This window comes from Klenkia marina (assembly GCF_900101025.1).
GTDB lineage: Bacteria > Actinomycetota > Actinomycetes > Mycobacteriales > Geodermatophilaceae > Klenkia > Klenkia marina.
In genome coordinates, this window is record NZ_FMUH01000002.1 from 541,491 (window position 1) to 567,287 (window position 25,797).

A 25,797-nucleotide genomic window follows, 5' to 3' on the forward strand; every position below is an offset into this window, starting at 1 on the left:
TCAGTCGGCGACGGCCACCCGGACGTCGTCCACCGTGAGGGTCTGCAGCTCCTCCAGCGTGGGCTGTCGGCCGGCCAGCCGGAGCCGCTGCGACTGCACCTTGCGCAGCTTCTCGAACAGCTTGCGGGCCTCGCGGGCGTTGCCGAAGTCGGCCCCGCGCGGCACGGTCTCGAAGTGCAGCCGGAGCATGGCCGCCGCCTGCGGGCCGAGCAGGTAGTCCCCGGACGTGATCATGCGCGTGATGATCAGCGTGAGCTCCTCGGGGTCGTAGTTCTCGAACTCGACCGTCTTGACGAAGCGCGAGGCCAGGCCGGGGTTGGCGTCGAGGAACTGGACCATCTCGGTGGTGTACCCGGCGGCGATCACGGCGAGGGTGTCGCGGCGGTCCTCCATCAGCTTGACGATCATGTCGACCGCCTCCTGGCCGAAGTCGTTGCCGCCCCCGCCCGCCTGCCGGGTGAGCGTGTAGGCCTCGTCGAGGAACACCACGCCCCCGGCGGCCTCGTCGAACACCGCGGCGGTCTTCTCGGCGGTGTGGCCGATGTACTGACCCACGAGGTCGCGCCGGGAGACCTCCTTCAGCGGACCGCCGGGCAGCGCACCGAGCGCGGCCAGCAGCTGCCCGTAGATGCGGCCCACGGTCGTCTTGCCGGTGCCCGGGGCGCCGGCGAACACCAGGTGGTGGCTCGCGCCGCCCACGGCGAGACCGGCGGCGCGCCGCCACTCGTTGACCTGGATCTCGTCGATGATCGAGCGGACCTCGGCCTTGACGCCGGCCAGCCCGACCATGGCGTCGAGCTCGGCCAGCAGCTCGTCGACCCGCTCGGGGTCGCCCTTCGCGCTCGGCGAGCTGCCCACGCCGACGGTCGCCGCGGCGGGGGCCTCCACCACCGCCACCTCGGCACCCTCGGCCACCGAGACCCCGGGTTCGGCGGTGCGCTCGGTGCGGCAGGCCTCGACCCGGCCCGAGGTGCCCGCCGCGAACTCGATGCCCGGGCCCCCGGTGCGGCGCACCGCGCAGCGCTGCAGCGTCGCCGAGGCACCCATGGCCACCGACACCCCCGGCCCGCCGGTGCCCTCGACCTCGCAGCCCTCCAGCACCGGGCGGGCCGAGGAGTAGGCGTACACGCCGCGGGCTCCGGCGTCGCGCACGACGCAGTCGCGCAGCACCGGGTCGGCGCCCAGGCGCACCACCACCGCGTCGTCGGCGCTCTCGGTGACGGTGACCCGCTGCAGCGTGCCGCCGGAGTCCTCGGCCACCAGGCCCTGCTGGGCGCCGGTCACGGTGCAGTCGGTCATCTCCAGGGTGCTGCGGTCGGTCACCCGGACGCCGGCGCCGTACCCGGCCTCGACCGTGCAGTCGGTGAGCACGAGCCGGCAGTCCTCGCCGTCCACGACGTGGGCCTGCCGGCCGACCAGGGTCAGCCCGCGCACCGTCACGGTGCACCCGCGCACGCGCAGCGTCGGCTCGTAGGACGAGCCACCGACCCGCACGACCGCGTCGTCGTCCGTGCTGTCCGCGGCGGTGATGGTCAGGTCGCGCCCGCGGACGTCGAGGACCTCGTCGTAGGTGCCCGGGGCGACCACCACCGTGGCGCCCGGCGCCGCGTCGAGCAGCGCCTCGGCCAGCGTGGGGTAGGCCCCCGGCCGGCCGGGATCCACCTGCAGCGTGCTGCTCATCGTCGGGGTCAGCTCCTGTCGTCGGCCCTGCTCGACCCTAGTGGCCCCCGCAGCCCTAGGCTCGCGGAGGTGAGCGACCGCCCCGACGACGCCTTCCGGGTGGCGCTGGCGTCCGCGGCCGCCGCCGGCGACACGGCCGGGTGCCTGGCGCTGCTGCGCACCGCCGACCTGGCGCTGCCGATCACGGCCGCCGCGCACGCCGGCGACGAGCCCGCCGCCTGGCCCGCGGCCGAGGCCGACGGCCGCACCTGGGTGCTGTCCTACACCTCGGTCGACCGCATGCGCGAGCTCACCGGCGGCGAGGCGACGCACTGCCGGGCGGTGTCGTTCACCGAGCTCGCGGCGGGCTGGCCCGACACCCGGTGGGGGCTGGCCGTCGACGCCGGGTCCGAGCACCCCTTCTTCCTCGAGTCGGGCACGGTGGCCCGGCTGGCCGCCCCCACTCTGCTGCAGGACGCCCAGGCCGAGCCCGACCGGTTGCCGCCGGTGGTGCAGCAGGTGCTGTCCCCGGTCGAGGTCGCCGACCGGCTGGCCGCCGACGAGGGCCGGGTCTCCGGCTACGTGCACCACGCCCGCGACACCGCGCACCTGGGCGCCCCCACCGCCGTCGTCGACGCCGTCGGGCGGGGCCACGAGACCGACGACCTGCTGTCGGTCACGGGCTCGATCACCCTCCTGCGCTGGGCGGTCGTGGGGCGCGAGCTCTACCGCACCCCGCTGGGCGGCACCGACGACGAGCGCCGCGACGCCGTCGCCGGGTGGGTGGTGGAGGAGCCCCCGTTCACCGGCACCGGGTTCGCGTCGCCGGACTCGGTGGTGCGCGAGTACCGCGTCCAGGGGCTGCCGCTGCCGCACGGCGCGCAGATGTTCGAGCTCGAGCCCGACGGCACCGAACGCCGCCGGGCGTTGTGGGACGGGCTGCGCGAGACCTGGGTGCTGGTGGTCGAGCCCCCGGCCGCAGCCGAGCAGGAGGGGGCCCCGTGAGGACGGCGGGGTACCGGGCCCGGTGGCGCGGCGAGGAGTGGCGGGCCGCCCCGGAGCAGCGCGGCGACGGGCTGTGGGTGTGGCTGGTGGCCGACCGGCCGCTCGAGGACTTCACCCCGCTCACCGACGACGGGCCCTGGGTGCACGAGGTGCCGGCGGCGGCCTGCGACGCCGTCGTGGTGGTGCGGCAGCTCGGCACCTGGCGCGGGCACGACGTGCTGGTGGTCGACGAGCGCCCGGGCGACCTGCTCGTCGAGTTCGCCGGCGGCTCGGTCCTGGAGGCCCGGGCCGCCGGCTTCGAGCGTGTGGCCCGCGGGGTGCACCGCCGGTGGGTGCCGGCCGAGGAGCTGCGCGGACGGCGCGAGGAGCAGGTGCTCGTCGACGGGTGAGGTCAGCGGCGCTCGGCGGCCGAACCGAGCAGCCAGCGCTCGACCGACGTGGGGCGCACCTGCACGTGCCGCACCTCGCCGCGGCCCACCAGGGTCACCACGTCGTCCCCCCGGCCGGCCAGCACGGCCTCGCCGTCGGCGAGCCCGAGGGCGCGTCCCACGACGGCGGCCTGGGCCAGGGGCAGGCCCTGCACCACGGTGACGTCGGACGAGCCCAGGCCTGCCGTGTTCCAGCTGCCCGCCGTCTCGGCGACGGTCACCTGGGCCGACCAGGCGCCGACCCGGTGCGCGTCGGCGGAGGCCGACTCGCCGTCGACGACCAGCAACCGGGGGGTCACCAGGGTGCCGGCGGGCTGGGCCCCGGCCCGCTCCGCGACCACGAACGCCCCCGCCCGGGACGTCGCCAGCGAGCTCGCCGCGGCCCAGCCGGCCGGGCGCGAGGTCTCGACGACGACCTCGGCGCCCACGGCCAGCGAGCGCAGCGCGAGCACCAGGGCGAGCGCGACGGGGGCGACGAGCACCACCGAGACCGGCTCGGGGCGGAAGAGGTCGAGGTGCACGGGCTCGCCGGTGGGGTCCGGGCCCAGCAGCACCCCGCCGCCGCCGGCCGCGACCTCGAGGGCGTCGAGGGTGACGGGGTCGGTGCGGGCCGGGGCGAGGGCCGGGCCGGGGACGGCGGGGCCGGTGGCGGGCAGGGCGGTCATCGCACGAACCCGCCCAGCGCCAGGGTGCTGGCCACCGTGACCCGGTGCTCGCCGTCGGCCCGGCGCAGCCGTGCGCCCACCGCCCGGGCGGCGGCGCGGACGTCGTCGACCGCGGACCCCTCGGGCTCGTCGGCACCGAGCACGATGCGCACGGTGCCCTCGACGTCGAGGTCGCCGTCGGGGGTGCGCCGGGCGGCGACCGCCACGACGGAGGGGACCGGGCAGGCCTCGCCGATCGCCGTGACCCACGACCGGCCGGGGCCCTCGGGACCCAGGTCGGGCCAGGTCACCAGCCGGAGCCCGACGTGCCGGCGCCCGGCGGACACCCAGCCCTGCCAGCGCTCGCGGCTGCCACCGGCGCCGCCGGCGGCGAGCTCGACGCGGCCCGCGGCGTCCGGGTGGGCGCCGGCGAGGGCGAGGAGGCCCGCGCGGGCCTCCTCGGGGCTGAGGAGGTGTCCGCGGAGGCCGGCCTTGCGGACCTGGCGCTGCACCCGGCGCACCGCGTTGACCAGCGTGGCGCGCAGCTCGAGGGCGTCGGACCGCTCGGGGGTGCGCTGCACCTGCAGCACGATCCAGCAGCGTCGCCGCACGACCGGGCGGCCGCCGGTCAGTTCGCGCCACGAGACCCCGACCGGGTCGTCGGCGTCGGCGCGACCGGGGGTGGGGACGGTCTGGACGACGAGCTGGGCGGTCAGCCGGGTGTCGGCGTCGTCGCCGGCGGGCAGCAGCGCGGCCAGCGACGGCAGGCGCACCACCCCGGGTGCGAACCGGCTCTCGGTGGCGGGCATCGCCTCGACGGCGACCGCGACCCCGCCGGGGTGGTCGAGCAGCGCGGCGGAGACGTCGTCGACGGTGACCGCGTCGACCCACCCGCCCCCGGCCAGGGCGGCGAGGACGTCGTCGGCGGCCTCGTCGGCGGGGGTACCGGGCACCGGGGCGGCGGAGCGGCGGGCCCCGACCAGGTGGCGCAGTCGGGCGCCGACGGCCTGCCAGGCCCACCGGCCGTCGCGGCGCAGCAGGGTCAGCCCGGTCAGCAACGCGGCGCCGGCTGCCACGGGGGCGAGCACCCACCACGGCTCGCGGTGCACGAGCAGCACGGCGACGACCGCCACCTCGAGGGCCACGAGCTGCAGCACGTGCAGGCCGGCGATCGTCCACGGCCGGCGCGGGGTCGTGGGTCGGCCCGGGTGCACGATCGGCGGACGGAGCTGGGGGTCGGTGGCCGCGCGGGCGTCGTCGTCACGGGCGTCGGCGGCGCGGTCGGCGGCGGTGCGGTCGTCGAGCACCGCCGGTCGGGCGAGCCCGGCGCCGGCCCCGGCGGCCAGGGCGGTCGCGGACCAGGCCGCCTCGGCCCGGGCGGTGTCGGTGCCGGTGGTCGCCTCCCGGGTGGCCGTCGAGGCGGCCGGGCGGGCCGGGGCCCGGGTCCCGCCGTAGGCGGCGGCCGGGCTCAGCGCACCCGGGGCCGGCTGTGCCGCGGGTGCCGCGGGCGCCGCCGGGGCGGTGGACTGCGCGGTCGGGCGTGCTGCGGAGGGCGGGGGCGCCGCAGGCGGCGCAGCGGGCCGCGCGTGGGCGGGGATCGCGGTGCGGCCCGTGACGACGCCCGTCGGGAGAGGAGTGTCCCAGGACGGCGGTCGCGCCGTGCCGGGCTGCTGCTGACCGGCGGCGGGCCCGGACGTGGGCTGCGACGCGGGCTCGGCGGAGGGTTGCGACGTGGGCTCGGAGGACGGCTCCGGTGCCGGGCGGCCCATGGGCTGGCTCACCGCCCGCCACCGCCGAGGGCCGGACCGGCCGTGCGGGGCGCGGACCGGTCCTCGGGACGCTCGATGACCCCGGACCCGGCCTGGTCGACGTCGAACAGCTCGGCGTCACCCACCTGCTCGGGGCGCCGCACCTTCTTCTCCTCCTCGCGCCGACGCGCCGCGGGGCGGGCGGCCGGCGGCGCGCTCTCGGGAGCGGCGCCGGGCCGGGGAGCACCGGCCACGGGGCGGCCCTGCAGCCCGGCGCGCACCGCGGCCCGGGCGGCGGCGGTGCTGGTGCCGGTGCGCTCGGAGGGCGGCGTGGTGCCGCGCCCACCGAGCCCGCCGGGCGGGACGGGCGGGGCCGCCGCCGCGCCGGGCCGGCCGGGGGCTGCGGGGGTCCGGGAACCACCCAGCGACTTCGGCACCGCGGGCCCGCCGGGACGGCCCTGGCCCCCGGGCAGCCCGGGGGTGCCGGGCCCACCAGGTCCACCAGGGGCACGGGGTGCGGTACGACCGGCCAGGTTGTCGGCGCCGGGACGGGCCGGCGCGCCGGGGAACGACCGGTTCCCGGGTGCACCTGGCGCACCTGGTGCACCGGGACGTCCCGCCGTCGGGGACCCCGGTGCACCGGGACGAGCCGCGCCGGGAGCACCCGGGGTGCCGGGGGAGCCCGGGCGGGCGGCGGCGGGGGGAGCGCCGGCGCCGCGACCGGGGAGCTGCGGCGCGGCGGGCATGCCGCCGCGGCCGGCCGGCGGTGCGGCGGGCGCGTTGCGTCCCTGCAGGTTCGACGGCGCGCCCGGGGCGCCGCCGGGCCGACCGGCGCCGGGGGCGCCCGGCGCACCCGGGGGCGGGGCCACGGCTCGACCGCCCAGCCCGGCGGGCATGCCGGGCGGGGGCGCGACGCGGGCCGCGGCTGCTGCGGCCGCAGCGGCGCCGCCGGCAGCGGCACCGGGCGGGGCAGCCGGCGCCGGGCGGGCCGCGGTCGGGGCGACGGGCGCCACCGGGGGCGCCGCCGGTCGGGCACCCGGCAGCAGCACCGGCGGGGCGACCGGCGCCACGGGCGGCGGGGCGAGGGCGGGTGCGACGGGCGGGGGGGCGACGGGCGGTGGGGCGACCGGGGGCGGGGCCACCGGGGTCGCGGTGAGCACGCTCCCGACCTGGGCCGGAGGGGCAGCCGGTGCGGGCGGCGCAGCAGGTGCGGGCGCTCCGCCGGGGGCGCCCGGCGCCGACCCGGGCGGGGTCGCGCCCGGCATGCCCATGGCGCCGGCCCAGGCTGCGTCGCTGGGGCGGGCCGCGTTCGTCGGCCCGGCGAACTTCGAGCCCTGGCTGAGCGCGGACTGCGCCTCGGCGTAGGCCTGGTCGAGGGGGCGGATGACCTCGGCGAGCGAGCGCGCCGTCCACTCCTGGAGGACCTGCGCGTTCTTGTCCTTGCCCCACCAGTCGTTGGAGACGTCCTCCCAGCCCAGACCGGGGATGAGGTCGTCCTCGTCCTCGCGCTGAGCCTCCAGCGCGGCGGACTTGTAGCCCTCGAAGAGGGTCTTCATGTGCGCCTTGAGCTCGCGCACGCGGTCGGCCAGCACGGTCATCGCGGAGCCGTTGTTGCCGGCGGCCGTGCTCCACTCGTCGAGGGACCACGTGGTCTGGCCGATGCGCTCGTAGAAGACGGTGGCGGCGTCGGACTCCCAGTCGGGCTGCAGCTTCTGCCCGGCCGTGCGCAGGTCCGAGGCCCGCTGGTCGAGAGCGGTGGACAGGTTGGCCCAGCTGGTCGCCGCGAGGTCGAGGGCGTCCGGGTCCTCCATGTCCACGTGCTGGTAGTGCATCTTGATGTCGAGCACGGACAGGTCGACCCCGGCCGGGCACGACAGGGGCAGGGAGTAGGGCTCCCGGCTGTCCGACGGGGTGTACCCGAAGTTCTCCGGCACGCAGCTGTCCCCGGGTCAGGCGGTGGCGGGCGAGGGGGACGTCGCCCCGGGCTCGCCCGGAGCCATGATGGTGACGTCGTCGCCGAAGTCGCCGGCGTTCTCGCGCTCGATCTCGTCGGCCCGCTCGTTGACCTCCTCGGCGTGCTCCTCGTCGTCCGAGGGCGTGAACTCCGACTCGCTGGTGCCCAGCTGGTCGTTGAGCTCCTCCACCTGGGCCCACGCGCTGTCGTCGGAGGGGGCCTCGCAGACCTCCGACTCCTCCTCCTGGGCGGCGACCACCGACGGCGGGATCCATCCGGCGGACCCCGGAGCGGCCTGCGGGTCGCCGGCGGACGCGCCCGACTGCTGGGCGGCGGCGCGGTCGCTCTGCAGGGAGGGCTGGCCCGGACCCGGGGTGAAGGCGGCCTCGACGCCGTCCATGTCCCCGCGCTGGTCGGCGTCCCCGTCGCGGTAGTTCTGCGCGACGGTGACCCCGGCGTACCCGAGGGCGGTGAGGCCGTCGGCGGCCTCGGTGATGAACGAACCCAGGTTCTGCGCGACGACCTGGTAGTTGGTCTGGAAGCTCGCTGCCATGCCCCCGCCGCTGCGCCCCGGGTTGGCGCTCACGATCCCGTTGGAGTTGTTGCCGAAGTCGTTGCCGAGCAGCTGCACCTGGTCGATGGATGCCATGCCGAACTCGGAGATGCTGTCGGGCCGGGCGGAGGTGCTGTCGCTCATCGGTTCTCCCGCGTGCTCGTCCAGGTCATCGGTCCAGAGGTCCTCGTCGCGCGCCCGGAACAGTACCGGGCCGGGCCGGTTCCCCGCAGGGCGTGGCGGGGAGCGCGGGCTCAGGAGTCGGGTGCGGCCCAGGCCAGCTGCACCAGCTCGGTGCCCCGGCGGCGGGTCACCAGCCAGCCCCGGCCGGGGGGCTGCGGCATGGGCTTGACCGCCCCCACCAGCGCCCCCTCGGCCTTGTCGCCGTCCATGACGATGCCGGGGGTCGCGAGCTCGCGCAGCCGCAGCAGCACCGGCTCGAACAGGGCCCGGCTGGCGCCACCGCTGCGTCGGGTCAGCACGACGTGCAGGCCGATGTCGCGACCCTGCGCGAGGAACTCCAGCAGCGGGGCCAGCGGGTTCGGGTTCGCGGCGGCCACCAGGTCGTAGTCGTCGACGACGAGGTACAGCTCGGGCCCGTCCCACCAGCTGCGGTCGCGCAGCTGGGCGGGGGTGACGTCGGGGCCGGGCAGGCGGCTCTGCATCACCTGGGCCACCTCGGCCACCATGTCGCGGGCCATCGGGGCCGAGGTGGCGTACCCGATGCTGTGCTCCTCGCCGACCGCGCCGAGCAGGCTGCGCCGGAAATCCAGCGTGAGCACCCGGACGTCGTAGGGCGACCACTGCTCGGTGACCCGGCGGACGAACGAGCGCAGGAACGTGCTCTTGCCGCACTCGGCGTCGCCGAACACCACCAGGTGCGGCTCGCTGCGCATGTCCAGGTGCACGGTGGACAGGTCGTTCTCGGTGATGCCGATGGCGATGCCCTGGTTGGGGTCGGCCAGCAGCTGCCCGTGCTCGACCAGCGACGGGAGCAGCCGGACGCCGGGGGCCACCGGCCCCTGCCAGTGGCTGCGCACCGCGTCGACCAGGCCGGCGACGCCGTCGGCGAGGTCCTCGGTGCCCTGCTCGCCGTCGATGCGCGGCAGGGCGGTGAGCACGTGCAGCTTGTCCGGGGTGATGCCGCGGCCGGGGGTCTCGGCGGGCACGTTGACCGCGGTGCGGCGGTCCAGCAGCGAGTCGCCGGGGTCGCCCAGGCGCAGCTCGAGGCGGGTGCCGAACAGGTCCCTGATGGCCGGCCGGAGGTCCAGCCAACGCCCGGCGCCGACGACGACGTGGATGCCGTACGACAGGCCGCGGGTGGCCAGGTCGGTGACGGCGGCCTCGATGTCCTCGAAGTCGTTGCGCACGGTGAGCCAGCCGTCGACGACCAGGAACACGTCGCCGTACGGGTCGTCGGTGACCTGCCCCGAGCGCAGCCGGCGCCGGTAGGTGGCCATGCCGTCGACGCCGAGCCGGGCGAAGGCCAGCTCGCGGCGGCCCAGCAGGCCCTGCAGCTCGGCCACGGTGCGCCGCACCTGGTCGGCGTCGCTGCGGGCGGACACGGTGCCGACGTGCGGCAGGTCGCGCAGGCCGGCCAGGGTGCCGCCGCCGAAGTCGAAGCAGTAGACCTGCACCTCGCGCGGGGTGTGGGTCAGCGCGAGCGAGGCCACCAGGCTGCGCAGCGCCGTGCTCTTGCCCGACTGCGGCCCGCCGACGACCGCGACGTGGCCGCCGGCGCCGGAGACGTCCAGGACCAGCGGGTCCCGCCGCTGGTCTGCGGGCTTGTCGACCACGCCCACGGTGACCCGCAGCGCGCCCCACAGGTCGGGCGCGTCGACCGTGCAGCCCCGTTCGGGGTGCTCGACGAGCGGTGGCAGGAGCAGGTCCAGCGAGGGCGGCTCGGCGAGCGGGGGCAGCCACACCTGGTGGGCGGGGGTGCCGCGGCCCTCCATGCGGTCGACCAGGACGTCGAGCAGGCTCTCGCCGACCGACTCGGCCTCCGCGGCGGGCTCGGGCTCACCCTCGGCGGGGGCGGCCGGCACGGGCGGGGCGAGGTACTGGGTGTCGTAGGTGTGCACGACCGGGCCCGTGGTGACCCCGACCTCGCGGCGCTCGGTGGGCCGCTTGTAGGTGCCGCTGACGTAGGCGGCGCGGAAGCGCTCGAGCGGGTCGGTGCCGAACTTCAGGAAGCCGTGGCCCGGGGCGCGCGGCAGCTCGAAGGCGTCGGGGGAGGCGAGCACCACCCGGCTCTCCATCGCCGAGTTGGTGCGCAGCCCGACGCGGTAGGACAGGTGGGTGTCCAGCCCGCGCAGCCGCCCCTCCTCCAGGCGCTGGCTGGCCAGCAGCAGGTGCACGCCCAGCGAGCGCCCCACCCGGCCGATCTGCACGAAGAGGTCGATGAAGTCGGGCTTGGCGCTCAGCAGCTCGCTGAACTCGTCGCAGATGATCAGCAGCGTGGGCACCGGGGGCAGCGGGACGCCGGAGGTGCGGGCCCGCTCGTAGTCGCGCAGGGAGCTGTAGTTGCCCGCCGAGCGCAGCAGTTCCTGCCGGCGCAGCAGTTCGCCGTTGATCGCGTCGACCATGCGGTCGACCAGCGGCAGCTCGTCGGCCAGGTTGGTGATGACGGCGCTGGTGTGCGGCAGGCGGTCGAGCTTGGTGAAGGTCGCGCCGCCCTTGAAGTCGACGAGCACGAAGTTGAGCGTCTCGCTGTCGTGCGTGACGGCCAGGGCGAGCACCAGGGTGCGCAGCAGCTCGGACTTGCCGGCACCGGTCGCGCCGACGAGCAGGCCGTGCGGGCCCATGCCGTCCTGTGCGGACTCCTTGAGGTCCAGCTCGACCGGGGCGCCGTCGGGGCCGACGCCGATGGGCACCCGCAGCCGGTCGCGGTTGGGCCGGGGGGCCCAGCCGCGGTCGACGTCGTAGCTGTACGGGTCGGTGATGTCGAGCAGGTCGGCCAGGCCGGTCGCGGTGTTCAGGGCGGCGTCCCCGCCCCGGCTGCCCGCCGAGAGCCGGAACGGCGCCAGCTGCCGGGCCAGCGACTCGGCCAGCGCGGGGGCGAGCTCGTCGGCCCGGCCGATGGCGGCGGTGCCGTCGGTGGTGCGGCTGCTGATCGCGCCGTCGGCGTCGATCTCCAGCACGAGGGTGCCGCGGTCGAGCAGGCGCGGCGGGGGCGTGGAGAGGTCGAGGACGGTGACCCCCTCGACCCCGCCGTCGGTCATGAGGTGGCTGGAGCCGGTGGCCTCGCCCCCGTCGAGGACGACGACCACGTGCGGCCCGCCGACCGGGGCCCCGCTGCCGCTGGGGTCGAAGCGCGGTCGGACGGCGAGGAAGTCGTCGAGCAGCGCCTCGAGCGCGGGCACCGTGGGGGTGACCAGCCGCAGCCGGCCCAGGGCGTCGGAGCGCTCGGGGTGCTGGGCGTGCGGCAACCACTTGGTCCACTCCCACGAGGACCGCTCGTCGTTGCCGGCGGCGACGGCGACCAGGAGGTCGTCGGGGCTGTGGTGCACCGCGAGCTGGGCCACCACGGCGCGGGCCAGCGAGCGGCGGCGCTCCTCGGGGCCGAGCACGTGCACCCGGCCGAAGCCGTTGACCGCCATCGCGACGGGCAGCTCGGGGACGACGGAGTAGGTGAGCACGAACCGGCGCAGGGCGCTGGCGCACAGCGGCTCGAGCTCGTCGAGCGGGCGGGTCTGCGGGGGCACCACCGGGGTGGCCAGGGCCTGCGGACCCCGCCCGATGCGCACCACCCCGAAGTCGGCGTGGTCGCGGCGGCGCTCCCAGAGGCGGTGGCTGGCCGCGGTGACCCACAGCTGGTCGGGCTCGGGGTGCCGGTAGAGCATCGCCTCGCGCTGGGCCTCGGCGGTGCGCCGCACGCTGCGCCGCTGCAGGCTCAGGTGGCGCATGTAGGCGCGGCGGTCCTCGGCCAGCTGCTTCTTGCTCTGCCCGCCGGAGTTCGCCAGGCCCATCGCCACCATGCCCAGCGCCGAGACGCCCAGCAGGCCGCCGGCCACGTAGCCCAGCGGCCCGCCGCGGCCCTGGGTGAACAGCAGCGCCATCGCCCCGGCGCCGGCCAGCATCGGCAGCATCATGAGGACCTGGCCCCACTTCTTGCCCTCGGTGGGGATCTCCGGCGGCGGGTCGAGCACGACCTCGCCGCTGGGCAGGTCGGGGGCGTCGCGACGCGGCTGGCGGCGCAGCACGACCGTGCTCACTGGGGACCTCCTGGCAGCGACCGGGCGGGACGGCGTCCGCGGGTCTCGGGCCGGGCGGCCCTCCGCCGCGAGAGTGATCCGTATCGTATGGCCCGGCCGGGCGACCGGGGTCGCAGGACCGGCCACCGACCGACGCAGGATGGGTGGTGCCAGGTGACGCGGTCCCTCGGCGGCGGGCTCGCCAGGGTGACGGTGGCCGCGCCGCGTCGCCGCGTCGACGTCGCCCTGCCCGACTCGGTGCCGGTGGCCGAGCTGCTGCCCGCCCTGCTGCGCAACGCCGGCAAGGGCCTGGCCGACGACGGCCAGCAGCACGGCGGCTGGGTGCTGCGCCGGGTCGACGGACAGCTGGTCGACCCTGCCCGCTCGCTGGCCGGTCAGGAGCTGCGCGACGGCGAGGTGCTGCACCTGGTGCCCCGCCAGGACGACTGGCCCGAGCTGGACTACGACGACGTCGTCGACGCCATCGCCGGCGCGGCCCGCGCCACCAGCCCCGACTGGGGCCCGGCCGCCACCCGCCGCACCGGCGTCGGGGTGGCCTGCGGCGCCCTGCTGCTCGCGCTCGGGCTGGCCGTGACCGGCCCCGACCACACCGTCGCCGGTCTGGTGGTGCTCGGCCTGGCGCTCGTGGCGCTGGTCGGTGGTGTCGTGCTCGCCCGCCTGGCCTCGGACGCCGAGGCCGGGACGGCGCTGGCCGTGGTGGCCATGGTCGCGGCGGCCACCGGCGGGGCGGTCGTGGGCCTGGGCGACCTGGCGCTCACCGACCTCGGCTGGGCCCAGGTGCTGAGCGGCTCGCTCGCCCTGGTCCTGGTGGCCGCAGCCGGGGTGGTGGGCGTCGCCGGGCGCACGCAGTACCCGGTCGGCGGGGTCGTCGTCGGGGTGCTGGGTGCGGTGGGGGCGCTGCTGGCCCGGGCCGAGGCGGTCGACGGCGTCGACGCCGCAGCCGTCCTCGTCGTCCTGGTCGTGGTGCTGACCCCGCTGGCCCCCCTGCTGTCGCTGCGGTTGGGCAAGCTGCCGGTGCCGGCGCTGCCCTCCACCACCGAGGACCTCGTGGCCGACCCCCCGCCGATCGGGCGGGCCCGGGTGCGCGCCCGGGTGCGGCGCACCGACGAGCTGCTCACCGGCATCCTCGGCGGCGGCGCGGTGACCGCGGTGCTGGCGACCCCGGTGCTGGTCGGCAGCGGCCGCACCTCGGCCCTGTGGCTGGTCGCGCTGGTCGCGGCGGTGTCGGTCCTGCGGGCGCGGTTCTTCCCGGCGGCCCGGCACCGACTGCCGCTGCTGCTCGGCGGGCTCGTGCCGGCCTTCGTGCTCGGCGTCTCGGCGACGGGGCTGCCCGCGGGCTGGGTGGTCGCCGGCGCCGTCCCCGTGCTGGTGGTCGTGGCCGCGGCGGCGCTGGCCGCCGGGCTGGCCTTCCGGCACCGGGCGCCGGGCCCCTACCTCGGCCGGGTCGCCGACGTGCTCGACGTCGTCCTCGTGCTGGCGGTCGTGCCGGTGGCCTGCGCCGTGCTGGGCCTGTACGGCTACCTCCGCGGCCTCTACGGCTGACCGGGGTCGTACGTGGCGAGCAGGCGGGACCTCTACCAGAGCTACCAGTTCCTGGTGAAGCGCGTGGTGTCCGGGGTGGTGCTGCGCGAGACCGACCCGGCGCAGAGCCCGCTGCGGCGCATGGGCGGGGCGGTGTTCGGCAGCGTCATGGTCGCCGTGCTGGCCCTCGCGGTCGCGGGGGTGATCGGGGTGGTCTCCCCGGGTGGCAACGACCGCTGGAAGGACACCGAGGCGGTCATCGTCATGGAGGAGACCGGCGCCCGCTTCGTGTGGCTGCCCGACGAGGCCGGGGTCTTCCACCTGCACCCGGTGCCCAACTTCGTGTCCGGCGCGCTGCTGGCCGGTACGGCCGAGGTCGTCGAGGTCTCCCGCGCCTCGCTGGCCGGGGCCCCGCGCGGGCAGACCCTGGGCATCGCCGACGCCCCCGACGCCGTGCCGGACCCGGACCAGCTGGTCGGCGCCCCCTGGACGTTGTGCGCCGCGCCGGTCGAGCTGGCCAGCGGCGAGCAGGTCACCCGCACCGCGCTCGTGGTCGGCGGCACGGCCGACGGGGGCCGGGCGGCCGGCGACGCCGGGTTCCTGGCCCGCGACGTCGAGCGCGGCACCCTGCACTACGTGTGGCAGGGCGTGCAGTACCCCGTGCCGGACGAGGGTGCGGTTCTGCAGGGCCTCACCCTCGGCGACGAGGTGCAGGTGCAGGTGGGCACGGCGTGGTTGTCGGGCCTGCCCGAGGGTGAACCGCTGGCCCCCGAGCCGGTCGCCGGCCGGGGTCAGCCCTCCTCGGCGCTGCCGGGTGCGGTGGCCGGCCAGGTCGCGGTGGTGGAGTCCGAGTCCGGCGGCCAGCTGTACTACCAGGTCGACGTCGACCGGCTGGTCGGCATCTCGCGCGTGCAGGCCGACCTGCTGCTAGCGGACCCGGCCCTCTCGGCGCTGTCCTACGGCGGTGCCCCGCCCACTGCCCTGCCGGTCAGCCCGGCGCAGACCAACGCGGCCACCCTGGTGCCGCTGGCCGAGCGCGGGCCGACCGACCCGCCCGACGAGCAGCCCGAGACGCTGCCGGTGCGGTCGGCGACCGAGACGGTGTGCGCCGCCTTCGCCGGCGTCGACCAGCGCCCGGCGGTCTCCCTGGGGGCCGACGTCGACGCCTCGGCCGCCGCGCTGAGCGAGCAGCGCACCGCCGACGGCACCGTGCTGGCCGACGCCGTGGTGGTGCCGCCCGGCGGGGGTGCGCTGGTGCGCGCCCAGGGCTCGGACTCCGCCACCGACGGCTTCCTGTTCCTGGTGACCGACCGGGGACGGGCCTACCGGGTCCCGGACGAGGCGACCGCCGGGGTCCTCGGCTACGCCGGGGTCGACCCGGTGCCGATGCCGGCCGCACTGGTCGCGCGGGTGCCGGCCGGCTCACCGTTGAGCGCGCAGCTGGCCGCCGGCGCGGGCTGAGTGCTCACCGCGGGCCTGTGGACAACGGCTCGCACGGTCCGGCCCCGTCCAGTACCGTTCGCCGTGCTCACAGGCGCCCCAGGCGTCACCACGGTCCGAACCGGTCGATCAACCCGGCCGATCTGGAGGGATGAGGAACACATGGCAGACGGAACCGGTGCCAGTCCGGAGCAGATGGCGGCCTTCGCCCGCTCGGCCTCCGAGGCGTCGCAGCAGCTCACCTCGCTGTTCACCTCGCTGAACAGCAACCTGGCCACCCTGGAGTCCCAGTCGCGCGGGCAGTTCGCCGCCGCCTTCGCCCAGGTGAAGTCCACGGTGGCCACCGAGAGCGCGAACATGAACGCCGCGCTCGGCGCGATCGCGCAGTCGGTCGGCCAGGCCGGGGTCAACTACACCCAGGGTGACGCCGACCAGAAGAGCCTGATGACCAACGTCGAGGGCACCACGACCGGGATCACCAGCGGCCTCGTCCGCTGATCGAGCGCAAGGAGAAGGAGCAGACATGAGTGGTGGCGAGTACCAGGTCAGCTGGGCGCTCCAGAGCGAGGCCGCAGGCTTCGTCAACAGCGCCGCCTCCGGCCTCGACACCTCGCTCAGCGAGGTGAACAACCAGGTCAACTCCCTGATGAGCACCTGGACCAGTGACGCGCAGGTCGCCTACTCGGCCCGTCAGCAGCAGTGGAACACCGCTGCCGACCGGATCAAGGAGGCCCTGATCTCGTTCCAGGCCGCGTTGAACTCCTCGGCGGAGACCTCGCAGGCCACCGAGCAGGCCAACGTGGGCCTCGTCTCGGGCTGAGCCGCGCCGCACGCACGACGGCCGTCCCCTGCACCGCAGGGGCGGCCGTCGTGCATCCGTCCCGGGTCGCTCAGGGCAGCGGCGGCGGGCGGAACAGGGCGTCCCCGGGTACGAACTCGGGGTCGCGCTCGACCCGCCGGGCGGGGGCCGGCGCGCCGGCCCGCCAGCGCCGTCGTCGGGCCCGGGGCAGCGCCACGGCCACCAGCACGACCAGCGCGGCGGCCGCGAGCATCCCCGCGGCCCAGCGCAGGGCCAGGGTGTCGGCCCGCTGCTCGGTCGCGGCGCGCGCCACGGCCACCTCGTCGACCGGTGGGGGCCGGTAGCCCTGCGGGGAGGCGGGCGCACCGCCCGACAACGGCTCGGTCAACGCCCGCGACGGCGACAGCTCGCCGGCGCCGTACCCGAGCACGCCGGCGGCCGGCGTCGCCGTCCCGACCAGCTGGGCCTCGACCGCCGGGCCCCGGGCGGGGCCGGACGGCAGGCCGACCTCGGGGGAGCCGACGAGCAGGGCCGCGGTGGCGGCCACGAACGCGGCGGCGAAGGCGGTGCCGCTGTGGACCGCCTGCGCCGTCGAGCCGGCGGCCACGAGGTCGCCGCCGGGGGCGACCACGTCGACGTACTCGCCGATCTGCGACCCGCGGCTGCGCTGGCCGCTGCGGTCGACCGCGCCGACGCCCACGACGCCGTCGTAGGCCGCGGGGTAGGGGGTCAGCGACGCCGGGTCGGGGCGGTTGCCGCGCTGGTCGTCGTGGCCGTCGCCCACGGGGGCCACCACGACGACCCCGGCCTCCAGGGCACGGGTCACCGCGGCGGCGACGTCGGGCACGTCGCCGTAGAGCACGGTGCCGACCAGCACCACCTGCGCCCCGCCGGCGACCGCGGCGTCCAGGCCGGCCGCCAGCCGGGCCGGGTCGACGGGTTCGGCGGCGGGGTCGGTGACCGGGTCGTCGGTGACCTGGACCGGCAGGATCGTGCTGTCGGGGGCCAGCCCCCGCAGCCCGACCCCGGTCTGCGCACCGGCGGCGACGAGGCTGGCCAGCGCCGTGCCGTGCGTCGTGCAGTCGACGTCGGCGGGCCCGGAGCGGACGACGTCGGTGCCCGGCAGCACCCGGCCCTGCAGCTGGGGGTGGGTGGCGGAGACGCCGGTGTCCACGACGGCGACGGTGACCCCGGCGCCGGTGCCGAACGGCCACACCTGGGTGGGTGGGTCGTAGCGCAGCTGCGGCCAGGGCACGTCCTGGACGACGGCGGACTCGGGCAGCGCCTGGTCGCACACCTCGACGGCCACGGCCCGGCCGGCCCCGGGACCCACCAGGACCCCGGCCGCCACCGCGCCGGCTGCCAGCGCCGCAGCGGCCGACCGGAGGCGGGATCCCGCCACGTGCGCCTCCCCGGGGCTGCTCGGCACCCGGTCCGCGGGTGCGGGAACCGGCGGGGCCAGTATCGTCGACCCACGTCCCCCGCGGGGTGCCGGGGCCGCACAGCTGGACGAGGAGGTCGCATGGAACCGACGGCGTCCGACGTCACGGCGTTGCGTGTCTACGCCGAGCAGCTGCAGCAGCGCTTCGAGTCGATGGTGGCCGAGGCCCCCGCCCTGCTGGCCAAGGCCAAGGCGGTGCAGGTGACCGAGAAGTCCCGCGACGGGCTGGTCACGGTGACGGTGGGCCCGCAGGGTGACCTGGTGCGGCTCGACCTCGACCCGCGCATCTACCGCCGTCCCGACTCGCGCGAGCTGGCCGACACGATCACCGCCACCGTGCAGAAGGCGGCCGCCGCCGCCCGCGACCAGGTGGTGGACACGTTCTCCGCCGTCGTGCCGCCCGAGCAGATGCGGGCCACCCTCGACGGCGACCTGGACCAGGTGATCGGCGACATGCACCGACGGACACGAGGAGCCTGAGATGGCGGAGACCAACAGCGGCAACAGCGTCTCGATCGACCCGGCGCAGGCCGGCGCCGGCATCCTGGCCTGGGAGGCCGCCGAGGGGGCGCTGAACCAGTCGGTGACCAACCGGCTCGCCACCATCCAGAGCCTGCAGGGCGGCCAGCCGTGGGGCAGCGACGAGGCGGGGCAGAACTTCGCCTCCGGCGACGCGGGCTACGTGCACAACGCGGGCGCCGTGGGCGACGGCGTGCGTGCGGTCGCCCAGCAGCTGCACGAGCGCGGCCAGGGTGCGCGCACCGCCATCGGCAACTCGCTGGCCTCCGACGCCGACCAGGCCGCCGAGGTGCTGCCGGTCGACGCGCAGGTCTCCGGCGCCGGGACGCCGGGCAGCGGCTCCTGAGCCCCACCCCCGCGCCGTCGGGCGCAGTGGGACAGTTCACGTGCGCCACCGCCGGCGCCTGCCGACGACCTTGAACCGGGGGTGAGATGAGCTCCGGCGACGTCACGCCCGCCTGGGAGGTGGGCGACCAGCCCGACTGGTTCGTCGACCTGGTCTCCATGGTCGTCTCCGGGCAGAGCTGGCCCGAGGGCAGCGAGACGGCCGTGTGGGCGATCCGCGACGAGTGGGCCGCGCTCGCGCAGGAGCTCAGCGACGCCGCGGGCGAGCTCAGCGACGCCACCACGACGCTGCGTGCCGGCTGGGACGCGCCGGCGGCGCTGGCCTTCGAGGACGTCGCGCAGCAGCTCATCGCCTCGCCCGAGTCCGGCCTCGCCGCGTTGCTGCAGAACGTGTCGGCGATGCAGCAGCAGACCGACAACTTCGCGATGGAGACGCAGTTCGGCAAGATCTCCATCAACGTGGCCTTCTGGGTCGCGGTGATCGCCGCGTTCATCGCGCTCATCGGCATGTTCTTCACCGGCGGCGCGACCGGCGGCCTGCTGGGCCCCATCGCAGCAACGGCCCGCACCGCGATCGGGCAGATCATCCAGAAGATCGTCGCCGCCGTGGGCCGCCGGTTCGCCACCAAGGCGATCACCCAGGCCGCCGCCCGCGAGGTCACCACCGCCGCGGCCGGCGCCGTCGGCCGCGGTGTCGTCTCCCGTGCGCTCAGCAACCACGTCGTCCAGCACCTGGGCCGGGAGGTGTTCGAGGAGGTCGCCGAGGAGGTCCTCATCGACACCATCTCGCAGGCCATCCAGATGCAGCAGGGCACCCGCACCGACTGGAACTGGAACAACACGGTCACCTCGGCAGTGGGTGGCGCGCTGGGCGGGGTGATCGGTGCCGGGGCGATCGCGCCGATCCTCGGCCGGGCCACCCGCAACCTGCCGCTCAACCGCGTCGGCCGCGACACCGTGGGCAACCTGCCCGGCCTGGGCAACGCCGTCCGCCGTTGGCCGGGCAACGCGCTCAACGCCGCCGCCAACAACGCGATCACCTCGCCGGTCAGCAGCACGCTGACCAACGGCCTGGTCAACGGGCAATGGGCCTGGCCGTCGGCGCAGAGCTACCTCGGCGCCGCGCTCGGCGGTGCCGGTCGCGCCGGCACCGTGAGCCCGGTCAGCATCGACGTCATCTCGGCCGTCACCCGGCCCGGTCAGACCCTGGGCAACGCGATGCTGAACCAGGGCGCCGACGCCGTCGCCCGAGGCGACCTCGCACAGGGCCAGCTGGGCGGCTCGACGACGACCGCACCCGGAACCGGGGGCCAGAGCGGGGGGACGTCGGGGGCGAGCGCCGGTGCCGCGGGGTCGACCACCGGCGCGGCGGGCTCGACCGGGCAGACCGGCGGGGCGGCGGGTCAGACCGCCGGCGCGACCGGTCAGGCGGGGGCCGGGGGCCAGCAGGCGGGCGGGTCCCAGCAGGGGTCGGGCGCACAACAGGGCTCGGGCTCGCAGCAGGGGTCCGGGGGGCAGCAGGGCAGAACGGCGACTGCCGGTGCGGGCGCCCCGTCCAGTGCGGCCTCGACCCCGGCGACCTCCTCCTCGTCCTCACCCTCGACGTCTGCGTCGTCTTCGCCGACGTCCTCGTCCCCGCAGTCGTCGTCCCAGCAGTCGTCCTCCCCGCAGGGGGCGTCGTCAGGTCAGCAGGGGTCGACGTCGTCGGGTCCGTCCCAGACGACGCAGTCCTCCTCCCCCCAGGGCTCCTCGACGGGTCAGCAGGGGTCGACCTCGACGTCTCCGCAGTCGTCATCCCCCCAGGGGTCGACATCCCAGGCGCCGCAGTCGTCCTCCCCGCAGGGGGCGCCGTCCGGTCAGCAGGGGTCGACCCCGTCTGCCTCGCAGGGGTCTACGTCGTCGGGTCCGTCCCAGACGACGCAGTCCTCCTCCCCCCAGGGCTCCTCGACGGGTCAGCAGGGGTCGACCTCGACGTCTCCGCAGTCGTCCTCCCCGCAGTCGTCCTCCCCGCAGTCGTCGCAGAGCTCGACCCCGTCGGGCCAGCAGGGTGCGACCTCCTCGTCCACCCAGACCTCGCAGTCCGGGCAGTCGCCGTCGCAGTCGTCGCGCGAGGGCGGGCCGACCGACCATTCCGCCCCGCCGGCGGAGCAGCAGTCCCCCTCGCCGGCGACGGAGGGGCAGCCGGACACGACGACAGCCGCGGACCCGGCGTCCGATCCCTTGCGCCAGGCCGTCGAGCACCGGGACGCGGTCGTCGACGACCTCACCCAGAAGCTGAACAAGGGCCTCGCCCCGGAGCAGCAGCTCTCCCGCGACCAGGTCGAGACCTTCCTGCGGGAGCGCGCCGCGAGCCGGGCCGGTCTGCACGTCGAGACGGCGGTCGACACCCCGGCGCCGGCCACCGACACCTCGTCGGTGACCCCCTCCCCGACGACCACACCGTCCCCGGCCAGCTCGTCGTCCACGACGACGGCGTCGCGGGTGAACCCGACGGGCAGCGAGGACGGCGCCGCGCCACCGTCCGGTACCGACACCGGGGCGAGGGAGACCGTCGACGGGCCCGTCGACCCGGGTGCCCGGGCCACCGACGCCGCACCTGCCGACCAGCACACCGCTGACCCCGGCTCACCGCAGACCGTCGCCACCGGCGCGTCGGTGCGACCGGTGGACGACGCAGCTTCCTTCGGCTGGGCCGACGCCCAGTACGACACGTTCCGGTCCGACACCACGGACGTCCCGGCCATCGCCGCCCGCCTGGCGGACACCCTGCGCGCGGATGGCTCCCGAACCTTCACCGAGTCCGACGTCGCCCAGGTCAAGCAGCACCTGATGTTCGACGAGCACGACTTCGGCGACCGGTGGGGAGACGGTCCGACCCGGGGCCGCTTCGACGCCGACCCCGACATCGCCGAGGCGTGGATCCGGCTGCGACGCGGCACGCACACCCCGGCCGACCTGGTGCTCCTCGAGCACGAACTGCACGAGTCCGCCCTCATGCGGGCCGACCCCGGGCTGACCTACTGGGACGCGCACGAGGCCACGCAGCAGGTGCACGACTGGGCTTCGGTGCGCACTCCTCGCACCGGCGAGACGACGGAGGGCTTGACCGATGGCGACGGCGACGTTCGTGGAGCGGGAGCAGCTGACCGACCAGCAGGTGGTCTACCGGTACGGGCCGAGCCCGCAGGCGATGGACGAGCGGCTGACGATCAGCCTGGCGACCGGGGAGACGACGGGCACGACGGACCGCGCCGGATGGGTGGGCGGCTGGCTCCGCCACCGGCAGGGGACGACGGGGACCTGGCCGGAACGGGCGTCGATCGCCACCTGACCGGGACCGGCACCCTCGACGGAACGGGGCCGGATCCAGAGCTGACCCCCGACGACACCGAGGGACCCAGCACCGACCCCGCCACCCGAGGGGAGGCGAGCGATGACCGACCTGCCGGACGGGACCTACGTGGACCGGCGGGGGAGGAAGTACCGCGGGTCGGACACGGGCGACCGGACGACCCTGCTGGTGTTCACCGAGACCCAGGAGGACCCGGAGTTCATCCCGGGACGGGTGCGGGGGTGGCGAACGCGACCGGAGCCGACGGCCGAGGCGGGCCGCCCAGGTCGTTCCACGCCGAGCTCGCGGCCGGCGTCCCCGGGCCCGAGCTGGCCGAGCTCGACGCCCTCCGGCGCACCGAGGTCGGTGCGCTGGACCAGGCGGACGTCGAACGGTTGCAGTCGCTCCGGGACTCGGTCGAGTTCCCACCCGGGGTGCCCATGCAGCGCGCTCTGCAGCCAGAGGCGTTCGAGCTCTACCTGACCAACGGCGTCGTCCTGGACGATGCAGGGGACGTCCTCTACGACGCCACCACGATGGCCGGCTTCAGCGCCCGGTTCGGCGATGTCGCCGACCTCGACACCCCGGCTGCCGTGTACGACGGCCTGGCACTCACCTTCGACGGCGCCGATGGACGGCCGGTGTACGACCGGGACGCCGAGACCCTGCCGGTCCTCCGCTTCCCGCTCGGCGACCCCGGTGCCCTCGAGACGCCCTACGGGGAGCGGTTCGGCGGCTGGCGGCCAGATCCGCCACCGGGCAGCGACGACCCGTTCACCGGCAACGGTTTCACCGCCTCGCCGGACCGGTGGATCCCCGAGACGGTGCTGCGCCCGACGCAGGTCCCCGACGGCGCGCAGCTGCTGTCCATCCGGCGGGACGGTCCAGCCGACCTCCTCGCGACCTTCTCCGCCCGCTCCGGCCGGTGGGTCCTCACCGACGCGGGGCTGGCGGCCCGTGCAGTCCTCGACGAAGGAGCGACCGTTGACCCAGCCACCGGACCTGCCGGACGGCCAGTACGCGACGTGGCGGGGGAGGACGTACCCGGCGGGGCCCTCGACGACGTCGTCGGACCTGGTCGTGGTGTACGCCCCGACGCAGGAGGACCCGGTGTTCCGGCCGACGCCGGACGGGGAGTTCCGGGCGGAGGTCCCGCGGGCCGAGGCGCAGGTGTTCGTGCTGGAGACGACGTGCCGGTGGCGGGGCGAGCCGTTCCAGGTGACGTACGCGAAGCAGCCGGGCCGGTTCGGGCTGACGTGGATGGGCACCGAACCGGACCAGGTGACCCGGTTGGGTCTTCGCGAGCGGGAACGGGGGGTCTGGACGGTCGCGGCCCCGCGGAGCGAGGTGACCGACCTGGTGCAGCACCGGCGAGCGGTCGGTCCGACGGCGCCGCCGCACCACGAGGAGACCTGAGCGAACGGGCTGGAGAGCCTCGGCTGGCAGGCGATGGTCTCGGGATCGGAGGTGACCGACCTGGGGCAGGTGAGCAGGACGGCCCGACCGGGAGGAACAGCGATGCCTCCGGAGTTGCTGCCGACCGGTCCGGTGAGCGGCCACCACGTGCTCTGGCGGGGGACGACGTACCAGGGCAACGTCCTGGCGGACGACCCGGCGACGACGGAGCTGCGCGCCCCGAGCCCGGCGGGCCCGGAGTGGCAGCCGACGACCAACCCGGCGCTGTGGACCCTGCGGGTGCCGACGAGCGAGGTCTGGGCGTTCGAGCTGACGACGACCTGCACGTGGCGGAGCGCCCGGTTCCTGGTGACCCGATGGCTGCCGGACGGTCTGCTGGAGCTGCAGCACCAGAAGGAGGACCGGCACGAGGCCGACCGGCTGGGCCTGCAGGGCAACCCCTGGGACGGGTGGTGGGCGGAGGGCACGCCGGCCGAGGTGAGCGAGGTCCGACAGGAACGGACGACGCTGGGCGGGACCCCGCCGGACTGACGGAGACGGGGGACCGGGGTGATGATCGAGCTGCCGGACGGGATCTACGCGGAGTGGCGGGGGACGACGTACCCGGCGGGGCCCTCGACGACGCCGTCGCACCTGGTGGTGGTCCCACGGGCCGAGGCGCAGGTGTTCGTGCTGGAGACGACGTGCCGGTGGCGGGGCGAGCCGTTCCGGGTGACGTACGCGAAGCAGCCGGGCCGGTTCGGGCTGACGTGGATGGGGGCCGAACCGGACCAGGCGCACCAGAAGGAGATCTGGGCGGACCGACCGAGCAGCCCCCCGCCGACCCGGAGTCGCTCCGCGACGGCCTGACCGCCGCGGAGCAGCCGACGGGAGGACGGCCCGACGGCGGCTGGCCGCCACCGCGCAACGTCGGTCCGGACGGCGCAGTCGAGATGGCCGACGGGACGAGCTACACCCCCCGCCTGGCCAGGACCAGCCTCGACCTGGGCCCACCGTGGTCGGCGGGCCTGGCCGGCCGACTGCCCGGCGGCATGACCGTCGAGCAGTTCACGGCCGCAGCGGGCAGCCGGAAGGACGTCCCGATCACGGACGACGAGGTGGCCGCCATCCATGCCGAGCGCCAGGCCGTCCGACTGGAGGCGGGTGACCTGCTGCAACGTGCGGTCACCCCGGAGTCGCTGCGCAACTACCTGACCAACACCCCGGTAGGGGAGGCAGCGAGCATCTTCTCGCCCGAGGCCACCAAGGGGTTCACAGCTCGGGCCGCCGACGTCGTGGCGTACGCGACCCCCGACGCGCTCCGCTCGGCCCTCGCGCTCGACTACGACGACAAGGACTACGTCGGCCGGGAGGGCCGACCCCCGTACCTGCCCGGGGACGGCTCCGTCGCGGTGCTGCGCTACGCCCCCGCGGACGTCGCCGAACTGCACGTCCCGTACGGGCCTCGCCTGTCTGGCACGGTCGACTACCGCATCCCCTTCACCGGCACGGGGTTCACCCAGAACCAGAGCACCCCCGTGCCGGAGTTCGAGGCCACCGAGTTCGCGCCCCTGTCCACCGGTGCCGAGCTCTGGGCCCTGGACCCGCAGGGCGGCGAGACGCTGCTCGGCGTCTTCGTCCGCAACCCGGCGCGGCCGGACGAGGGGGCATGGTTCCCCAGCCGCGAAGGTGCTGTCTGGGCAGCCACCGGCGACGCCGCTCCACCACGCACGGGCGAGAGCCCCGACCCCGCAGGAGGGACCCATGCCGGACCCGACCACACCGCTGCCGGACGGGGTGTACCTGGACTGGCGCGGACGGACCTACCCGGGCGGGGTCCGGTCGCGGACGACGGCCCTGCTGCTGTCGCCGGACCCGGAGGAGGGGTTCACCCCGCAGCGACCGGGCTGGGGCTTCGAACGGGAGGTGCCGATGGCCGAGGTGCAGATCTGGCGTCAGGTGACCCTGGCCACGTGGCGGGACCAGACGGTCCAGGTGCTCGGCCGCGGGCACGGCAAGATCCAGCTGGGCTACCTGGGGCACGACGAGAAGGAGGCGGAGAGCTCGGGCTGGACCCGCGTCGCACCGGGGGTCTTCACGACGACAGTGCCGGAGTCCGAGGTGGGGGACCAGCGGCAGGTCCGCAGGGAGGCCTGACGAACGCCTCCGTCCACGGTGATGGACCCGCGGACGAAGGAGGTTCGGGTTCCCGAGCTGACCACGACCTGGACGTGGCGTGGCGTTCGGTCGCGGACGAACAGCTGGTCGGGACGGAGGACACGGAGGGGCGAGCTGACGCAGACCTTGCCGGACGGGTCCTCCGTGGTGTGGAGGGGCCGACCGCCCCGCCGTCCCCCTCTCACCTGGAGACCGAGAATGACCGCACAGCAGCTGCCGGACGGGACGTACTGGGAGCACCGCGGGCTGACCCATCGAGGAACGGTCAGGCCCGGGGGGCGGACGGTGCTGCTGCTGTCCCCGGGCCCGTCGGAGGGCTTCGCCCCACGAGCGACGGGCGGGTGGGGCCTGGAGGTGCCGAGGGCGGACGTCGTGCGCACGACCCTGCGGACGACCTGTCGGTGGCAGGACGAGCCGTTCCAGGTGATGGCGCAGGAGGGCGACCAGCTGGTGCTGCGGCACCTGGGCAGCAGCCGGACGGCCCGCGACCTGGGACTGACGGAGGTGGACCGGGGCGTGTTCAACACGACGGTGCCGCTGTCGGCGGTGACGGACCTCGAGCAGGTGCGCACCCCGACCTGACCTCCGCGGTCGCCGAGGCGCTGGGCGCGGTCCCCGAGCCG

General features: G+C 76.1%; 22 protein-coding genes and 1 pseudogene. 14 read left to right on the forward strand and 9 right to left on the reverse strand.

Annotation, left to right across the window (positions count from 1 at the left end; all coding sequences use genetic code 11):
* Positions 1 to 1,680 (reverse strand): right-handed parallel beta-helix repeat-containing protein, encoded by a 1,680-nt coding sequence (locus BLP29_RS07760; protein WP_092802070.1) that lies wholly within the window; start codon positions 1,678 to 1,680, stop codon positions 1 to 3.
* A 69-nt stretch (positions 1,681 to 1,749) separates the two neighbouring features.
* On the opposite strand from BLP29_RS07760, the gene BLP29_RS20615 reads away from it, so the two are divergent.
* Both BLP29_RS20615 and BLP29_RS07775 read left to right on the forward strand, forming a co-directional pair.
* On the forward strand, positions 1,750 to 2,664 hold the full coding sequence (locus tag BLP29_RS20615) for an SseB family protein (RefSeq protein WP_165839321.1): 915 nt from the start codon (positions 1,750 to 1,752) through the stop codon (positions 2,662 to 2,664).
* Positions 2,661 to 3,053 (forward strand): hypothetical protein, encoded by a 393-nt coding sequence (locus tag BLP29_RS07775; RefSeq protein ID WP_092802072.1) that lies wholly within the window; start codon positions 2,661 to 2,663, stop codon positions 3,051 to 3,053. Before BLP29_RS20615 ends, BLP29_RS07775 begins: the two co-directional genes overlap by 4 nt.
* 2 nt (positions 3,054 to 3,055) lie before the next feature.
* On the opposite strand, the gene BLP29_RS07780 is transcribed toward BLP29_RS07775, so the two are convergent.
* From BLP29_RS07780 to eccCa, 5 genes are all read right to left on the reverse strand, one after another.
* Positions 3,056 to 3,757 (reverse strand): hypothetical protein, encoded by a 702-nt coding sequence (locus BLP29_RS07780; RefSeq protein ID WP_092802073.1) that lies wholly within the window; start codon positions 3,755 to 3,757, stop codon positions 3,056 to 3,058.
* On the reverse strand, positions 3,754 to 5,517 hold the full coding sequence (locus BLP29_RS07785; protein ID WP_133379075.1) for a type VII secretion protein EccE: 1,764 nt from the start codon (positions 5,515 to 5,517) through the stop codon (positions 3,754 to 3,756). Before BLP29_RS07785 ends, BLP29_RS07780 begins: the two co-directional genes overlap by 4 nt.
* On the reverse strand, positions 5,514 to 7,418 hold the full coding sequence (locus BLP29_RS21755; RefSeq protein ID WP_092802075.1) for a WXG100 family type VII secretion target: 1,905 nt from the start codon (positions 7,416 to 7,418) through the stop codon (positions 5,514 to 5,516). Before BLP29_RS21755 ends, BLP29_RS07785 begins: the two co-directional genes overlap by 4 nt.
* 15 nt (positions 7,419 to 7,433) lie before the next feature.
* On the reverse strand, positions 7,434 to 8,135 hold the full coding sequence (locus BLP29_RS07795; protein ID WP_092802076.1) for a hypothetical protein: 702 nt from the start codon (positions 8,133 to 8,135) through the stop codon (positions 7,434 to 7,436).
* Positions 8,136 to 8,245: 110 nt separating this feature from the next.
* Positions 8,246 to 12,205 carry a type VII secretion protein EccCa gene (eccCa, locus tag BLP29_RS07800; protein ID WP_092802077.1) on the reverse strand — a complete coding sequence of 1,320 codons (3,960 nt, stop codon included), beginning with the start codon at positions 12,203 to 12,205 and terminating at the stop codon, positions 8,246 to 8,248.
* Between the two features lie 153 nt (positions 12,206 to 12,358).
* On the opposite strand from eccCa, the gene eccD reads away from it, so the two are divergent.
* The 4 genes from eccD to BLP29_RS07820 all read left to right on the forward strand — a co-directional run bounded on the left by eccD (position 12,359) and on the right by BLP29_RS07820 (position 15,986).
* Positions 12,359 to 13,747: a type VII secretion integral membrane protein EccD gene (gene eccD, locus BLP29_RS07805; RefSeq protein ID WP_207798372.1), complete on the forward strand. Its 1,389-nt coding sequence runs from the start codon at positions 12,359 to 12,361 to the stop codon at positions 13,745 to 13,747.
* A gap of 12 nt (positions 13,748 to 13,759) precedes the next feature.
* The gene (gene eccB / locus BLP29_RS07810; RefSeq protein WP_092802079.1) at positions 13,760 to 15,187 is read left to right on the forward strand and encodes a type VII secretion protein EccB; all 1,428 of its coding nucleotides are present in this window, start codon (positions 13,760 to 13,762) and stop codon (positions 15,185 to 15,187) included.
* Positions 15,188 to 15,328: 141 nt separating this feature from the next.
* Entirely contained in the window at positions 15,329 to 15,664 is a 336-nt protein-coding gene (locus BLP29_RS07815) for a WXG100 family type VII secretion target (protein ID WP_092802080.1), read from the forward strand.
* 25 nt (positions 15,665 to 15,689) lie between these two features.
* Positions 15,690 to 15,986 carry a WXG100 family type VII secretion target gene (locus BLP29_RS07820; protein ID WP_092802081.1) on the forward strand — a complete coding sequence of 99 codons (297 nt, stop codon included), beginning with the start codon at positions 15,690 to 15,692 and terminating at the stop codon, positions 15,984 to 15,986.
* A gap of 70 nt (positions 15,987 to 16,056) precedes the next feature.
* Here the strand turns inward: BLP29_RS07820 and BLP29_RS07825 are convergent, their stop codons facing one another.
* On the reverse strand, positions 16,057 to 17,367 hold the full coding sequence (locus tag BLP29_RS07825) for a S8 family serine peptidase (RefSeq protein WP_165839322.1): 1,311 nt from the start codon (positions 17,365 to 17,367) through the stop codon (positions 16,057 to 16,059).
* Between the two features lie 120 nt (positions 17,368 to 17,487).
* Here BLP29_RS07825 and BLP29_RS20960 point away from each other — a divergent pair, with 120 nt between their 5' ends.
* The 3 genes and pseudogenes from BLP29_RS20960 to BLP29_RS21995 all read left to right on the forward strand — a co-directional run.
* Entirely contained in the window at positions 17,488 to 17,886 is a 399-nt protein-coding gene (locus tag BLP29_RS20960) for a YbaB/EbfC family nucleoid-associated protein (RefSeq protein ID WP_165839323.1), read from the forward strand.
* Between the two features lies 1 nt (position 17,887).
* A complete protein-coding gene (locus BLP29_RS07830) occupies positions 17,888 to 18,271 on the forward strand; it encodes a hypothetical protein (RefSeq protein ID WP_092802083.1) in 384 nt (127 codons plus the stop codon).
* Positions 18,272 to 18,357: 86 nt separating this feature from the next.
* Positions 18,358 to 18,783 (forward strand): annotated as a pseudogene (locus tag BLP29_RS21995) (WXG100-like domain-containing protein); the annotation flags it as partial.
* 1,439 nt (positions 18,784 to 20,222) lie between these two features.
* Here BLP29_RS21995 and BLP29_RS07835 read toward each other — a convergent pair.
* A complete protein-coding gene (locus tag BLP29_RS07835) occupies positions 20,223 to 20,804 on the reverse strand; it encodes a hypothetical protein (protein ID WP_133379077.1) in 582 nt (193 codons plus the stop codon).
* Between the two features lie 91 nt (positions 20,805 to 20,895).
* Positions 20,896 to 21,252: a hypothetical protein gene (locus tag BLP29_RS20620; protein ID WP_133379079.1), complete on the reverse strand. Its 357-nt coding sequence runs from the start codon at positions 21,250 to 21,252 to the stop codon at positions 20,896 to 20,898.
* 127 nt (positions 21,253 to 21,379) lie between these two features.
* On the opposite strand from BLP29_RS20620, the gene BLP29_RS07840 reads away from it, so the two are divergent.
* The 5 genes from BLP29_RS07840 to BLP29_RS20625 all read left to right on the forward strand — a co-directional run bounded on the left by BLP29_RS07840 (position 21,380) and on the right by BLP29_RS20625 (position 25,756).
* Positions 21,380 to 21,601, forward strand: coding sequence for a hypothetical protein (locus tag BLP29_RS07840; RefSeq protein WP_092802085.1), 222 nt, complete (start codon positions 21,380 to 21,382; stop codon positions 21,599 to 21,601).
* A gap of 984 nt (positions 21,602 to 22,585) precedes the next feature.
* Complete coding sequence (locus BLP29_RS07845) at positions 22,586 to 23,017, forward strand: hypothetical protein (RefSeq protein ID WP_092802086.1); 432 nt, start codon at positions 22,586 to 22,588, stop codon at positions 23,015 to 23,017.
* Between the two features lie 102 nt (positions 23,018 to 23,119).
* Complete coding sequence (locus BLP29_RS07850) at positions 23,120 to 23,548, forward strand: hypothetical protein (RefSeq protein WP_092802087.1); 429 nt, start codon at positions 23,120 to 23,122, stop codon at positions 23,546 to 23,548.
* A 1,212-nt stretch (positions 23,549 to 24,760) separates the two neighbouring features.
* Entirely contained in the window at positions 24,761 to 25,153 is a 393-nt protein-coding gene (locus tag BLP29_RS07860; protein WP_092802089.1) for a hypothetical protein, read from the forward strand.
* A gap of 393 nt (positions 25,154 to 25,546) precedes the next feature.
* Positions 25,547 to 25,756 carry a hypothetical protein gene (locus tag BLP29_RS20625; protein ID WP_133379081.1) on the forward strand — a complete coding sequence of 70 codons (210 nt, stop codon included), beginning with the start codon at positions 25,547 to 25,549 and terminating at the stop codon, positions 25,754 to 25,756.
* Positions 25,757 to 25,797 lie beyond the last annotated feature (41 nt).